The sequence below is a fragment of the Pseudomonas sp. PGPPP4 genome (genome assembly GCF_002256045.1).
In the GTDB taxonomy this organism is placed as follows: domain Bacteria; phylum Pseudomonadota; class Gammaproteobacteria; order Pseudomonadales; family Pseudomonadaceae; genus Chryseomonas; species Chryseomonas oryzihabitans.
The window spans coordinates 33,809-47,686 of sequence record NZ_NKID01000008.1 but is presented as its reverse complement, the minus strand read 5'-3'; the positions used below and the strand labels follow the sequence as shown (position 1 = coordinate 47,686).

The 13,878-nt window shown below is 67.1% G+C and carries 14 protein-coding genes and 1 pseudogene; 4 read left to right on the top strand and 11 right to left on the bottom strand.

Annotated elements, in window-relative coordinates:
* Positions 1-2: 2 nt before the first annotated feature.
* The 5 genes and pseudogenes from CFE50_RS22860 to selD all read right to left on the bottom strand — a co-directional run bounded on the left by CFE50_RS22860 (position 3) and on the right by selD (position 4,605).
* A complete protein-coding gene (locus tag CFE50_RS22860; RefSeq protein WP_502694706.1) occupies positions 3-845 on the bottom strand; it encodes a methyl-accepting chemotaxis protein in 843 nt (280 codons plus the stop codon).
* Between the two features lie 42 nt (positions 846-887).
* Positions 888-1,076, bottom strand: a pseudogene (locus CFE50_RS22855) (HAMP domain-containing protein); the annotation flags it as partial.
* 1,026 nt (positions 1,077-2,102) lie between these two features.
* Entirely contained in the window at positions 2,103-2,393 is a 291-nt protein-coding gene (locus CFE50_RS15115) for a hypothetical protein (protein ID WP_007160474.1), read from the bottom strand.
* Positions 2,394-2,470: 77 nt separating this feature from the next.
* Complete coding sequence (gene mnmH / locus CFE50_RS15110; RefSeq protein WP_286734685.1) at positions 2,471-3,571, bottom strand: tRNA 2-selenouridine(34) synthase MnmH; 1,101 nt, start codon at positions 3,569-3,571, stop codon at positions 2,471-2,473.
* A complete protein-coding gene (gene selD / locus CFE50_RS15105) occupies positions 3,571-4,605 on the bottom strand; it encodes a selenide, water dikinase SelD (protein ID WP_286734682.1) in 1,035 nt (344 codons plus the stop codon). Before selD ends, mnmH begins: the two co-directional genes overlap by 1 nt.
* A gap of 343 nt (positions 4,606-4,948) precedes the next feature.
* Between selD and CFE50_RS15100 the strand changes: the two genes are divergently transcribed.
* A complete protein-coding gene (locus CFE50_RS15100) occupies positions 4,949-6,139 on the top strand; it encodes a CynX/NimT family MFS transporter (RefSeq protein ID WP_241495371.1) in 1,191 nt (396 codons plus the stop codon).
* Here the strand turns inward: CFE50_RS15100 and CFE50_RS15095 are convergent.
* From CFE50_RS15095 to CFE50_RS15070, 6 genes are read right to left on the bottom strand one after another with little or no spacing between them, the layout of a single operon-like run.
* Positions 6,136-6,945 (bottom strand): DUF4892 domain-containing protein, encoded by an 810-nt coding sequence (locus CFE50_RS15095; protein WP_077172383.1) that lies wholly within the window; start codon positions 6,943-6,945, stop codon positions 6,136-6,138. The genes CFE50_RS15100 and CFE50_RS15095 overlap by 4 nt on opposite strands.
* 6 nt (positions 6,946-6,951) lie before the next feature.
* The gene (locus tag CFE50_RS15090) at positions 6,952-7,833 is read right to left on the bottom strand and encodes an alpha/beta fold hydrolase (RefSeq protein ID WP_144957733.1); all 882 of its coding nucleotides are present in this window, start codon (positions 7,831-7,833) and stop codon (positions 6,952-6,954) included.
* Positions 7,834-7,864: 31 nt separating this feature from the next.
* Positions 7,865-8,308 (bottom strand): hotdog fold thioesterase, encoded by a 444-nt coding sequence (locus CFE50_RS15085; protein ID WP_017641977.1) that lies wholly within the window; start codon positions 8,306-8,308, stop codon positions 7,865-7,867.
* Between the two features lie 20 nt (positions 8,309-8,328).
* Positions 8,329-8,784 carry a phosphohistidine phosphatase SixA gene (sixA, locus tag CFE50_RS15080; RefSeq protein WP_017641976.1) on the bottom strand — a complete coding sequence of 152 codons (456 nt, stop codon included), beginning with the start codon at positions 8,782-8,784 and terminating at the stop codon, positions 8,329-8,331.
* Positions 8,781-9,080 (bottom strand): DUF4389 domain-containing protein, encoded by a 300-nt coding sequence (locus CFE50_RS15075; RefSeq protein WP_044340959.1) that lies wholly within the window; start codon positions 9,078-9,080, stop codon positions 8,781-8,783. The genes sixA and CFE50_RS15075 overlap by 4 nt, the downstream gene beginning before the upstream one ends.
* A 31-nt stretch (positions 9,081-9,111) precedes the next feature.
* Positions 9,112-10,134 (bottom strand): NAD(P)H-dependent glycerol-3-phosphate dehydrogenase, encoded by a 1,023-nt coding sequence (locus CFE50_RS15070; RefSeq protein WP_042132876.1) that lies wholly within the window; start codon positions 10,132-10,134, stop codon positions 9,112-9,114.
* Between the two features lie 376 nt (positions 10,135-10,510).
* Between CFE50_RS15070 and fabA the strand changes: the two genes are divergently transcribed.
* From fabA to CFE50_RS15055, 3 genes are all read left to right on the top strand, one after another.
* Positions 10,511-11,026, top strand: a complete 516-nt coding sequence (fabA, locus tag CFE50_RS15065) for a 3-hydroxyacyl-[acyl-carrier-protein] dehydratase FabA (protein ID WP_007160484.1) — start codon at positions 10,511-10,513, stop codon at positions 11,024-11,026.
* An 11-nt stretch (positions 11,027-11,037) separates the two neighbouring features.
* Positions 11,038-12,255: a beta-ketoacyl-ACP synthase I gene (gene fabB, locus CFE50_RS15060; protein WP_027598063.1), complete on the top strand. Its 1,218-nt coding sequence runs from the start codon at positions 11,038-11,040 to the stop codon at positions 12,253-12,255.
* 253 nt (positions 12,256-12,508) lie between these two features.
* Positions 12,509-13,723, top strand: coding sequence for a sugar MFS transporter (locus tag CFE50_RS15055; protein ID WP_007160486.1), 1,215 nt, complete (start codon positions 12,509-12,511; stop codon positions 13,721-13,723).
* Positions 13,724-13,878: the final 155 nt, after the last annotated feature.

Below are 13,878 nucleotides of genomic sequence, written 5' to 3'. Positions count from 1 at the left end.
GATCAGACGTGGAAGCGCTGCACCAGGCGCGCGAGCTCGTCACCCAGTGACGCCAGCTCGCGGCTGGCTGAGGCCGTGGCCGCCATCGCCTGGCTGGACTGATCGGCGCCGTCGCGAATCCGGGTGACATTGACCGCCACTTCTTCGGCCACCCCGCGCTGCTGCACGGCCGCCGCGGCGATCTGCTGATTCCTCTGCTGGATGCTGGCTACCGCCGTGGCGATACCGGCAAAGGCGCGCCGGGTGTCGCCGGCACTGTCCAGGGTGCCGACGAGCAGGGTCTCGCTCTGCTGCATCCGTGCGACCGCCTCGCCGCTGCCCTTCTGCAGCACCACGATGAGCCGTTCGATCTCGACGCTCGACTGCTGGGTACGCCGGGCTAGGGCCCGGACCTCGTCGGCGACCACGGCGAACCCCCGCCCCTGCTCACCGGCGCGGGCCGCTTCGATGGCCGCATTGAGCGCCAGCAGGTTGGTCTGCTCGGCCACCGCCTTGATCACGTCCAGCACACTGCTGATCGCCTGGCTGTCGTGGGACACGCCTTCGAGGCGCTCGGCCGCAGACCGGACATCCACCCCCAGGGTCTCGATACCGGCCAGACTGCGGCCGATCACCGCCTGGCCATCGCTGACCTGGCGCTCGGCCTGATCGCCGGCACCGGCGGCGGCTTCGGCGTCCGCGGCGACCCCCTGGGCCGTGGCGGCCAGTTCGGCCATGGCCGCGGCCACCTGATCGGTTTCCTCGCGCTGCCGGGTCACGCCCAACTGCGCCTCACGGGCCTGTTCGGCCAGGGCGGCGGCGGACTGGCCGAGCCGGCCGATACCGCTCTGCAGCTGCAGGACCATGCCGCGCAGCGCCGCCACCATGCTGGCGCTGGAACGCTGCAACTGGCCGATCTCATCGCCCCGATCCACCGTCAACTCGACATCCAGCTGGCCCTGGGCGATGCGCTCGGCGGCGGCGATCACCTTGCGCAGCGGCCGGACGATGGCCAGGGTGATGATCAGCGCGGCCAGGGCGCCAACGATCAGCGCCAGCAGGGCCACGCCACCGATGGTCAGCAGGCGCTTGGTCATCATCGCCTGCAGTTCGGTTTCCTGTTGCCCATAGAGGGCATCGACCCGCTGCACCGCGGTCTCCGCCAGGCTGGTCATCCGCGCACCGGCGGCCTGCTCCCGGGCCAGGGCGGCCGCATAGTCGCCGAGGCGGCGGATGAATTCCTTGATGTTGGTGGAGACGTCCTGGATGACCGAGGAATAGGCCGGATCGCTCAGCTGCGGCTCGACCTTGGCCAGCAATTCCAGGGCGGCACTGGCCGAAGGCAGCGGCTTGTCGTCCACCGTGCTCTGGCCGGCCCGCGCCTGGGCTTCGTCGAGGCTCTTGAGCATCAGGCGATAGAGTTCGCCGACCTGCTGCGACAGGGTCAGGAGTTCGGCGCCCTGCTTGCCGCCGGACTCCTTGAGGGCATAGGCGCCGTCATCCAGCAGACCGGACTGGAGGATATCCAGGCTGTTGGCCGCGCCCTCCACCAGAAAGGCCGCCCCTTCCATGGCCAGGCGGCGCGAGGTGTTGAGCCGTTCGAAATCGGCGAAGGCGGCGCCATAGGCCTGGGTGGCTGCGCGGGCGGCGTCGAGGTCGACGGCGTTGGCACTGCCCACCTCACTCTCCAGCTGCCCCAGTCGCTCGAGCACAGCCGGCAGGGCCTGGCGCAGGTGCTCCGCCTGGGCGGCCTCGCCACTCAGGCGAAAGCCCTGCTCCAGGGCGCGGACCTGCATCACCTGCCGGTTGACCGCCGCCATGTCGCGCAGGGAGCCGAATCTATGCTCGACGTCCTTGAGTGCGAGCCCGCCCTGCAGGGCCACCACCAGGGTCAGCAGCAGCACCAGCCCGAAGCCCACCGCCAGCTTGGTCGCGGTTCGCCAATTGGCCAGGCGATAGCGCGCAATCCCTTTCATACCGCACCCCGACAAAATGAGTTCTACCGACGCTGTCGTCTGCAGAAGCCGATTCTTGAGAGGGTGCGGAGCAAACCGCCACTATCCGTCGCGCGCGGTTATGTCGGCGTCGCTTTGGACGGCGGCCGTTGGCCAGGGGACGAGCCATCAGCGGCCGGCGCGGGACTCGCGAATGTAGAAGCGCGCCTTTTCGGCGTTCTTCACGCAACCGGTGTAGGCCTCGACCTGCTGCTGCGTCTTGGCGGTGGACAGCAAGGCCAGCGCCTTGGAGTAGCTCACCGTGCCGGAAAAGCCTTCGGCCTTGGCCAGGTCGAGTTCCTGCCAGGCGGAACGGGTCTGGGCGGCGCAGCTGTCGCGATTGACCACCTTGCCCGAACAGCCGGCGAGCACCACGGCAGCCAGCGTAGCGGCCAGGACGGGAACCAGTTTCGCTTTCATCTCTCTTTCTCCTTGCACCTGCAACCGGCCGGAACGGCCGGATAACCGCAGCGTAGACCGCCAACCCCAAGCACTGTTCAGCGCCGGTTGCGCAGAAACTCGACCACCGCGGCCTGGTCGCCGCTGAAGATCACCCGGGACGCCTTGGTCTCGCGCTGATAGGCGTACATGGGATCGTAGTATTCCGCCAGCAGGCCCTCGATCCAGCCGCGATGCGCCGCGACGTCACCCGAGCGCTCCTGCTCGGCGAGGGCGTCCTCGAGAATGGCCGACAGGCGCTGGAAGCGTTCGCCCCCCAGGCGCTTGGCGATGCCAGAGAGACTCTTGCGCAGCTGTTCGGCGAACAGGCGGAAGCCCTGTTCGGGGCCGTGCAGGGCCACGAATTCCGCCGCCAGGTCGATGACATAGTCGCGCAGGATGCGCTCGATGCGGTTTTCCCGGCTGTCTTCCAGCCAGACCAGCGGGTACTGCTGCATGCCCTGGTGCAATTCCAGCGGCAGGGAGCAGCGACCGACCAGGCGCGATTCGTCTTCCAGCACGAATTGCGCCTGCCCGTCATGGCGGCGGCGCAGCAGGTCGATGGCCAGGCTGTTCTCGAAATCGATCTGGCCCGGCTGGGGCGTGGCCCGCTTGCCGAAGCTGGAGCCGCGGTGATTGGCATGGCCTTCGAGGTCGACGGCGTTGTCGAGCTGGGCCACCACTTCGGTCTTGCCGGTGCCGGTCATGCCACCGACCACCACGAAGCCGCACTCGGCCAGGGCCTGCTGCAGCGTATCGATGAGAAAGGTACGCATGGCCTTGTAGCCGCCCACCACCCGTGGATAGGCGATGCCGGCTTCGCTGCGCAGCCATTCCTGGCTGATCTGGGAGCGCAAGCCACCGCGGAAGCAATAGAGGTAGCCCTCCGGATGGGCCTGGGCGAAGTCGGCCCAGGCCTGGATGCGCGCCTCCTTCACCGCCCCGGACACCAGCTGGTGACCCAGTTGCAGCGCCGCCTGCTGACCCTGCTGCTTGTAGCGGGTGCCGACGCGCTGGCGCTCCAGGTCGTTCATCAATGGCAGATTGGTCGCCTGGGGAAAGGCACCTTTGCCGAACTCCACCGGGGCGCGGACATCGATCAGGGGTACATCGCTCAGGAACAGCGCTCGCAAGTCGCGGGCATCCTCACGCTGGTTCATCAAGCCACCTCGACCGCATGGGCGCGCCGAGCCACCAGCTGCCCTATGGGTTGCAAGGCCAGGCCCAGCTCCGCGGCCACGGCGAGAAATTCCGCCTCGCCCGCGGGTGCCACGGCCACCAGCAAGCCGCCACTGGTCTGGGGGTCGCACAGCAGCTGGCGGCGGCCTTCGTCCAGCGGGGCGATACGGCTGCCGTAGCTGTCGAAGTTGCGCTCGGTCCCGCCAGGTACGCAGCCCTGCTGCAGATAGAAGTCCACGCCTTCCAGGCGGGGAATGGCGGCGAAGTCGAGTTCGGCGGTGAGGCCGCTGCCGTCGGCCATCTCCACCAGGTGGCCGAGCAGCCCGAAGCCGGTGACGTCGGTCATCGCAGTGACGCCGGCCAGGCGGCCGAAACGGCTACCGGGACGATTGAGCTGGCACATGGTGTCGCGCGCCAGATGGCGATCCTCGGGGCGCAGCAAGGCCCGCTTCTCGGCGGTGGTGAGGATGCCGATGCCCAGCGGCTTGGTCAGATAGAGGCGGCTGCCCAGGGTCGCGGTGTCGTTGCGCTTGAGATGGCGCTTTTCCACGATCCCGGTGACGGCCAGGCCGAAGATCGGCTCGGGCGCGTCGATGGAATGACCGCCCGCCAGGGGAATGCCCGCTTCGTCGCACACGCGGCGGCCGCCGGCGATGACCTCGCGCGCCACTTCCGGCGGCAGCACGTTGACCGGCCAGCCGAGGATGGCGATGGCCAGCAGGGGGTCGCCGCCCATGGCGTAGATGTCGCTGATGGCATTGGTGGCGGCGATGCGCCCGAAATCGAAGGGGTCATCGACGATCGGCATGAAGAAATCGGTGGTGGAGACCACCCCGCGCTCTTCGTCCAGGCCATAGACCGCCGCATCGTCGCGCGAGGCATTGCCCACCCACAGTCGCGGGTCCAGGTGCTGAGCGCCGCTGCCGGCCAGGATGGTCTCCAGGGTCTTGGGGGCGATCTTGCAACCACAACCGGCGCCGTGGCTGTATTGGGTGAGGCGAATGGGATCGGTCATCGTTACTCCGGTTCAGCGGTGGCGCTGGTTCGACAGCCAGCGCGAAGGGGCGTAATAGTAGCAAATGCCCGTCAGCCGGCGGGCACCGACCGCGCCTAACAGATCGCCAGCCAAAGCAAAAGGGCTGTTTTCTGGCGGTAATCCACAGTTGCTGTGGATAACCTCGTGGAAAACCTCCAACCGACCCCGGACAAGCGAGCGGCGGTGCGGCGATGGACGAACTGGCGATTTTTTAGCCGGTCCGCCAACTATTTTTTCCCGTTGAAGGGTAGCGAACGGAAGCGCCGTGCGTTATGGCCAGGGTGCGCTAGCATTGCCAGTTCCCCCGGTCATAGCCGTACTCATGTCTTCTCCAGCCTCCTCCCCCCTTACCCCCTGGCAACGCGGCCTGCTGCTCGCCAGCCTCATGCTCATCGCCCTCAACCTGCGCCCGGCGCTCTCCAGCCTGGCGCCCCTGTTGCGGCAGATCGAGGCCAGCACGGGTCTTTCCAGCAGCGCCATCGGTCTGCTCACCACCCTGCCGGTGCTCTGCCTGGGGCTGTTCGCGCCCCTGGCTCCGCGCCTGGCCCGCCGCTGGGGCAGCGAACGCACGCTCGGCGCCATCCTGGCATTGCTGGCCGCTGGCATCGTCCTGCGCAGCCTGCTGCCACCCCTTGGGCTGTTTGTCGGCAGCCTGATCGCCGGCGCCTGCATCGGTATCCTCGGCGTCCTGTTGCCGGCCCTGGTCAAGCGCGATTTCCCCGCCCAGGCCGGCCAGCTGATGGGGCTCTACACCATGATGCTGTGCATAGGCGCCGCCGTGGCCGCCGGGGCCACCGCGCCGCTCGCCGAGGCCTTCGACGGCCGCTGGCAACCGGCCCTCGCCACCTGGGCCCTGGTCGCCGTGGTGGCCCTGCTGGTCTGGCTGCCGCAATTGCGCCAGCCACCCACCATCGCACCGCGCCGCGGGGCTGGCGGTTCGCTGTGGCGCAATCGGCTGGCCTGGCAGATCACCCTGTACATGGGCCTGCAGTCGTCGCTGGCCTATATCGTCTTCGGCTGGCTACCGACCCTGCTGATGGATCGCGGCCTGGGCATGGTGCAGGCCGGCCTGATGCTGTCGGGCTCGGTGATGACCCAGCTGGTCAGCGCCCTCACCGCCCCCTGGCTGGCGACGCGGGGCCAGGACCAGCGCCTGGCCATCGTGGTGGTGATGAGTCTGACCCTCGCCGGCCTGCTGGGCTGCCTTTACGCCCCGGTCGGCAGTCTTTGGCTGTGGGCGGTGATACTCGGCCTGGGCCAGGGCGGGACCTTCAGCTTGGCGCTCGCCCTGCTGGTGCTGCGCTCGCGGGATGCGGAAACCGCCGGACGGCTATCGGGCATGGCCCAGGGCGCGGGCTACAGCCTGGCCTCGCTCGGTCCGCTGCTGGTGGGCATCATCCACGACGCCACCCACGGCTGGGCCCCCATGGGCGTGCTCTTCACCCTGATCGCCGTGCTGGCCACGCTGTTCGGCCTGGGTGCGGGGCGGACCCGCTACGTCAACGACGTCTAGCGGCGATAGAGTCCGGCGGCTCGACTGGCCTCGGTCTGCAGCCGCGGCGCGCGGATACCCGCTTCGCGCAGGGCACGCTGCCAGGCGTCTGCCTGGTCGCCGCCCAGCGTTACCGCCACATCGCCATTGAGCGCCAGGGCCGCCGCCAGCCGGGCGATCCAGGGTTGCTCAGGGGCCCGCTCCAGGGCGGGCAGGAGCAGCTGACCGTCGCGCTGCAACTCCTTGAGCAGGGTGGCGGCGCTCGGCAACAGTTCAGGGAGGGGCTGGCCTGCCTGCAGCCGCTCGGCATGCAGATAGCCGCGACGATTGCCACGGGTGATGCCATAGAGCGTCAGCACCGTCTGCGGCTCCGCCAGTTGCAGCACCAGCAGCCCCTGCTGATCGTCCGGTCCATAGAGCATGGCCTCGCCCAGTAGGCTGTTGGCGATGACGTTGCTGGCGCCGCAATCACGCCCTTCGCACCAGTAGAGCAGCGTCGCGCCCTGCTGCTGCAGGCGCTGCCGCTCGCTGTCCAGCCGCGCCAGCGGCGGATGGCCGCTGGCCAGCTCGAAGGTCTGGGTCTGGAGCTGGCCCTCCACCTGCAGCGAATCCTCCAGGCGCAGGCGACCGCCGATGCGACTGACTGGCCCCAGCGGATAGAGGCGTTCGGCGGTTGCCGGTCCGCTTTCGCGCACCAATTGGGCATGGTCCATGGGTGCGATCTCCGGCAGCACCTCCGCCTGCGTCGTCCCAAGGGACAGCAGCAGGCCGATCAGCAGGAGGCGTGGCAGGAAGCGGGAGCGCGGGCAGAACAGACGGCTAGGCATGCCGTATTATTCGTCGTGCCCGGTGCCGGCGGCAAAGAAGGCATTGAAACAATCTGCGACGGCCTGGGCGCCCGCTGCATCGTCCAGATGCAGATGGTGCCCGCCCGGCAATTCGTGAAGGCTGAAGTTCGGCTGTTCTCGCGCCAGGCGCATGGCCTCGGCATGGGGCGCCACCAGGCCACCCGCGGCCACCACCAGGGCTGTGGGGCAGCGCACGGCGCGCAGACAGGCTTCGGCCTGCTCCGGGGTGAACCTCATTCGACTGGGCAGCCTCAGGTGGGGATCAGAACGCCAGGTGTAGCCACCGGGTACCGCCATCAAGCCACGCTCGGCGAGTAGCTCGGCGGCTTCCCGACTGACCGTCAGCGACCCCTTCAGCCGCGCCGCTACGGCGTCTTCCACCGTGGCGTAGACCGGCTTGCGCCGGTTGGGCAGCTCCAGCTCCGCCAGCAGCGCCTTGCCGAGTTTCTCGGCGATCTCCTCTGCCGGCGTTGTATAGGGCAGCAGGCCATCGATCAGCGCCAGGCGCTCGATCTGCTCCGGCAGGGCCGCGGCCGCGATGACGCCGACGATGGCGCCCATCGAATGGCCAAGCAGACCGAAGCGATCCCAGCCCAGTTGCTGCGCAGCCGCGAGCACATCCAGCCCATAGTCCTGAATCGCATACCCAACGCCTGCGGGACGATGGGCCGACAGACCATGACCCGGCAGGTCCAGAGCGACGATGCGCAGGCCGTGCAGCCGTGGCGCGAGCTGGGCGAAGGTCATGGCATTGTCCAGCCAGCCATGCAGCGCCAGCACCGGATAGCCATCTTCCGGACCGAAGGTCCGGGCGCTCAACTCGATATGGGGCAATTCCAGCCGCAATTCTTGCACCTGGGCGGTCATGATTTCCACTCCGCGGGTGCCAGTGCGCGCTTCATGCCGGGGAGGCATCCCGCTGCAAGGGCACCACGGCTACCGTGAGCCGTGAGACACAGGTCAGGCGCCCCTCTTCATCGCTCAGGCGGATGTCCCAGACATGGCTGCTGCGCCCCAGGTGCAGGGGACGCGCCACCGCCGTCACCCGCCCGGAGCGCACGCCCCGCAGGTGGTTGGCATTGATTTCCTGACCCACGCAATAGAAGCGCGAGCGATCCACGCAGAGCATGCTGGCGATCGAGCCCACGGTTTCCGCCAGGGCCACCGACGCGCCGCCATGCAGCAACCCCATGGGCTGGTGGGTGCGGCGGTCGACCACCATGCTGGCGGTCAGGCTGCTGTCGTCCCAGGCTTCGATCCGCATGTCCAGGTGTTCGGCCAGGGTGTTCTCGAGCGCACGCCCGAGGTCCTCAGGATCCGGAAGGGTCTGCCAGATGCTCATGTACTTTCCTTGCAAGGGCGTCAGCCGTGGAAGCGGCTGACCAGATCGAAACCGCCGGCCAGGGGCAGCGGCGCCTCCAGGCACAGCAGGGAGGCGGTGCCCATGGCCACCGGCGCCTGCCGATGACCGTGCAGCAACCAGCCGGCCAGTTCACCGACGAAGGGATTGTGGGTCACCAGCAGCAGCTCCTCCACCTCCAGTCGCGCCAGCTCCGCCAGGGCGCGTTCCGGCTCGCCGTCGGGCGTGGCCCAGGAAACGCTGCGCAACTCGCCCGGCCAGCCCAGCTGCTGTTGCACCAGGGCCGCCGTCTGCTGCGCGCGCACATAGGGACTGGCGAGGATGAGCTGCAACTCGGCACCCTTGAGCTGCAGGGCGCTGCGCAGCACCTCGGCGCGACCGGTCGCGGTCAGCTCGCGCAGCTCGTCACTGGGCGCCCGCGCCTCGGCTTCGCCATGCCGCAGCAGCCAGAGCTTCATGGCGCGGTGGCGGAGCGGTCGTCGGGTTGCTCAGTGGCCGGCCAGTCGGCGAAGGGCCAGGGCTTCACTTCGCTGGCGAAGGTGCCGAAGCGGACGATCTGCGCCAGATAGTTGCCCAGGGCCGCGCCAAAGGCGGTCAAACCGGGATTGGCTTCGCCCTTGATCAGGCGCACCACCAGTTGCACCAGCACCACCACCGCCAGCACGTACTGCGCACCCAGCCAGACGAACAGGAACAGCAGCATCCAGATCAGGCGCAGGCCTAGCAGCTCGCGGGAATGTTCGGGTTGGGACATGGGAATTCCTCTTTTCAGACAGTGTAGCGGCTCAATTGAAGGGGGCGTCCGCCACATCGACATCGGTCTTGGGCTCGCCGCCCATCAGGGCCTCGATCACCTGCCCCAGGCTGCGGCCCTCGAACAGGATCGCATAGAGGCCGTTGACCAGGGGCATGTAGACGCCCAACTCGTCCGCTTTTTCCTTGAGCACGCGCAGGGTATTGACGCCTTCCGCGGTCTCGCCGATCTGCGCCACCGCCTCGTCCAGGGTCAATCCTCGCCCCAGGGCATGGCCGACCCGGTAGTTGCGGCTCTTCTCCGACGAGCAGGTCACGATCAGGTCCCCTACCCCGGCCAGGCCCAGGTAGGTGATGGGATTGGCGCCGCGCTGCACGGCGAAGCGGGTCATCTCGGCCAGGGCCCGGGTGATCAGCATGCTGCGGGTGTTCTCGCCCATCGCCAGCGCCGCGGCCATGCCGGCGATGATGGCGTAGACGTTCTTCAGGGCGCCGGCCAGCTCCACGCCGAGACGGTCGGCACTGGCATAGACGCGGAAGGTGCGGCCGTGCAGCGCCGCCTGGACCCGCCGGCACACCTCTTCGTCCTCGCTCGCCACCACGGTGGCGGTGAGTTGGTGCTCGGCGATCTCGCGGGCGAGGTTGGGCCCGGAGATGATGCCGATGCGCGCCCGCGGCACGATTTCCGCGAGGATCTCGCTCATCAGCATGAAGGAATGCGCTTCGATGCCCTTGGTGGTGCTGACGAGGAAACGCCCTTCCAGCTGCTGGGCGATGGGTGCCAGGGCCTGGCGCAGCGCGCTCGACGGCAGGGCCACCAGGATCAGCTCGCAGCCCTGGATGGCGCCCTGCAGGTCACTGGTGGCCTCGACCGCGGCGTGCACCTTGATACCCTTCAGATAGCGCGGATTCTCGCGCTCGCGGCGGATGGTCTCGGCCTGGTGCGGATCGCGCATCCACAGGCGCACCGGCAGCCCGTTCTCGGCGACCAGATTGGCCAGGGCGGTACCGAAGCTGCCGCCGCCCAGGACGGCGATGGGGGATTGGACTGTCATCGAAACTCTCGGCTTCACCGCAATCACGCGGCCTCGTCGCTCAGTATACGGTAGCCGCGCGCCGGCCTCAGGGCCGGTTCACGGTCTGCCGCGTATCGGCCGAACGGTATTGAAAACGCCCGAGGAATACTTATCTAGGGTGGCAAACACCCCTTTCCCGGTACTGCCCGCCGCGTCGCCCCAGGGCGCGCGCGACCCCGAGCGGGCGCCCAGGATGGAGAATTGACTGCGAAAAGTGCACAATGGTCCGTTAACGAGCGGGGCGCTGGCCTGTGACTTTCCCGATGCCCCGGCAGTCTACTGCTACACGAAGCCATACCCAGAGCGACCTTCGGAGTCGCCAGAGCCTGGACCTAGGCCAGCTACAGGAGCTTGCATGACCAAACAACACGCCTTTACCTACGAAGACTTGCTGCGCTGCAGCCGTGGCGAGCTCTTCGGTCCGGGCAATGCCCAATTGCCCGCACCGAACATGCTGATGATCGATCGGATCACGCATATCAGTGAGGTAGGCGGGAAATACGGCAAGGGCGAACTGGTGGCGGAACTCGATATCCGTCCCGACCTCTGGTTCTTCGGTTGCCATTTCGAGGGTGACCCGGTGATGCCGGGCTGCCTAGGCCTGGATGCCATGTGGCAGCTGGTCGGTTTCTACCTTGGCTGGCAGGGCAATCCGGGTCGCGGTCGCGCCCTGGGCTCTGGCGAAGTGAAGTTCTTCGGCCAGGTACTGCCGACCGCCAAGAAGGTCACCTACAATATCCATATCAAACGCACCATCAACAGGTCGCTGATTCTGGCCATCGCCGATGGCACCGTTAGCGTGGACGGCCGCGAGATCTACTCCGCCGAAGGTCTGCGCGTCGGCCTGTTCACTTCCACCGATAGCTTCTAAGGGCTTTTCGCATGCGTCGCGTCGTCATTACCGGTCTGGGTATCGTTTCGTGCCTGGGCAATGATAAAGACACCGTTTCCGCCAACCTGCGCGCGGGTCGTGCCGGCATCCGTCACAATCCGGAATATGCCGAGATGGGTCTGCGCAGCCAGGTTTCCGGTTCCATCGACCTGAATCTCGAAGAATTGATCGACCGCAAGGTCAAGCGCTTCGTCGGCGATGCCGCCGCCTACGCCTACCTGGCGATGGAGCAGGCGATCAAGGACTCCGGCCTGTCCGAAGAGCAGGTCTCCAACCCCCGCACCGGCCTGATCGCCGGTTCCGGTGGCGCTTCCACCTTCAACCAGATGGAAGCCCTGGACATCCTGCGCGAGAAGGGCGTCAAGCGCGTCGGTCCCTACCGCGTGACCCGGACCATGAGCAGCACGGTCTCCGCCTGCCTGGCCACGCCCTTCAAGATCAAGGGCCTGAACTACTCCGTAGCCTCGGCCTGCGCCACCAGCGCCCACTGCATCGGCCTGGCCATGGAGCAGATCCAGCTCGGCAAGCAGGACGTGGTCTTCGCCGGTGGCGGCGAGGAAGAGCACTGGACCCAGAGCATGCTGTTCGATGCCATGGGCGCGCTCTCCAGCGACTACAACGAGACGCCGGAAAAGGCTTCCCGTGCCTACGACAGCAAGCGTGACGGCTTCGTCATCGCTGGCGGCGGCGGCATGGTGGTGGTCGAGGAGCTCGAACACGCCCTGGCCCGCGGCGCCAAGATCTATGCCGAGATCGTCGGCTACGGCGCGACCTCCGACGGCTACGACATGGTCGCCCCGAGTGGCGAAGGCGCCATCCGCTGCATGCAGCAGGCGCTGTCCACCGTCGACGGCGAGATCGACTACCTGAACACCCACGGCACCTCCACCCCGGTGGGCGACGTGGCCGAGATCAAGGGCGTGCGCGCCGTGTTCGGCGACAAGGCTCCGGCCATCAGCTCCACCAAGAGCCTGTCGGGCCACTCCCTGGGCGCTGCCGGTGTGCACGAGGCCATCTACTGCATGCTGATGATGGAAGGCAACTTCATCGCCGGTTCGGCCAACATCGACGAACTGGATCCGGAAGTCGCCGATCTGCCGATCCTGCGCGAGACCAAGGAAAACGCCAAGCTGGATCTCATCATGAGCAACAGCTTCGGTTTCGGCGGCACCAACGCCACCCTGGTACTCAAGCGCTGGCAGGGCTGATAGCCCTCGCTTGTGTGACCCAAACGGCGCCTCTGGCGCCGTTTTTCATTTCTGCTCCCTGCCCTGCTGAACCGGTCATGGGCCCCGCGGTCGAAGGCGCCGGCACTTCGCCTGCGAACCTCCAGGAAGAATGGATTCAGCAGCACGAATAGCTTAATCTCGCGCCGCTTCGCTGTACCTGCGCAGCCGCCATAGACAGCGCTGTCCGAACTAGCGGGCAGAAACAAGAAACTGTTGTACCCATGGAGCCCCAATGCACAATCAAAACCAGAGCTACCGCGGACCCTTGATCGTCCTCACCATGCTGTTCTTCATGTGGGGTCTGATCACCTCGCTGAACGACATCCTGATCCCCCACCTCAAGGCGGTCTTCACCCTCAGCTATCTGCAGGCCTCGCTGATCCAGTTCTGCTTCTTCACCGCCTATTTCATCGTTTCCTTCCCGGCCGGTCGCCTGGTGGAAAGCCTGGGCTACAAGAAGGGCATCATCGTCGGCCTGCTCACCGCCGGCGTCGGTTGCGTGCTGTTCTACCCGGCCGCCGGAGCTCACTCCTACGGTTTCTTCCTGACCGCCCTGTTCGTGCTGGCGGCCGGTATCACCGTGCTGCAGGTGGCGGCGAACCCCTACGTCACCATCCTTGGCAAGCCGGAAACCGCGGCCTCGCGCCTCAACCTGACCCAGGCCTTCAACTCCCTGGGTACCACCGTCGGCCCGCTGGTGGGCGCGGTGACCATTCTGGCGCTGGTCGGTGAAGACTCCGCCGCCCACTCGGTGCAGCTGCCCTACCTGATCCTGGCCGGCATGCTGGTCGCCCTGGCGGTGATCATCGGCCTCTTCCGCCTGCCGCAGATCAAGGACACCGAACAGGACAACGCCACCGACGAGAACGCCCTGACCGCCAACAGCGTCTGGGCCTATCGCCACCTGCTGCTCGGCGTGGTCGGCATCTTCATGTACGTGGGCGCGGAAGTGTCCATCGGCAGCTACCTGGTGAGCCTGATGGAAAGCCCGGACGTGGCCGGCCTGAACGCCGCCACCGCCGCCAAGTACCTGTCCCTGTACTGGGGTGGCGCCATGGTCGGTCGCTTCATCGGCGGCGTGATCATGACCAAGGTGCGGCCGAACCTGGTGCTGACCTTCAACGCCATCGCCATTGGCGTGCTGCTGGCCGTGGCCGTGCTGCAGGGTGGCAAGATCGCCATGTGGGCGCTGCTGGCCATCGGCTTCTTCAACTCCATCATGTTCCCGACCATCTTCTCCCTGGCACTCAAGGGCCTGGGCAAGTTCACCTCCAAGGGTTCGGGCCTGCTGTGCATGGGTATCGTCGGTGGCGCACTGGTGCCGGCCATCCAGGGCTACTTCGCCGACACCATCGGCCTGCTGCCCTCCTTCCTGATCCCGCTGGTCTGCTACCTCTACATCCTGTTCTACGGCGTAATGGGCTATCGCCCCACCCTGCGTCGCTGATCCACCCCGAAGCGCTGGCGGCCTGCCAGCGCTTCGTCCCTTCCGCTACCCCTCCGCTCTCCTCCTTCCTTATCTCCCGCCTGATCGACTGACCTGCACACCTGCCAGATAGCGGGCTGTACGACCCTGCACGCGCGATCTGACCCACCGTGCGC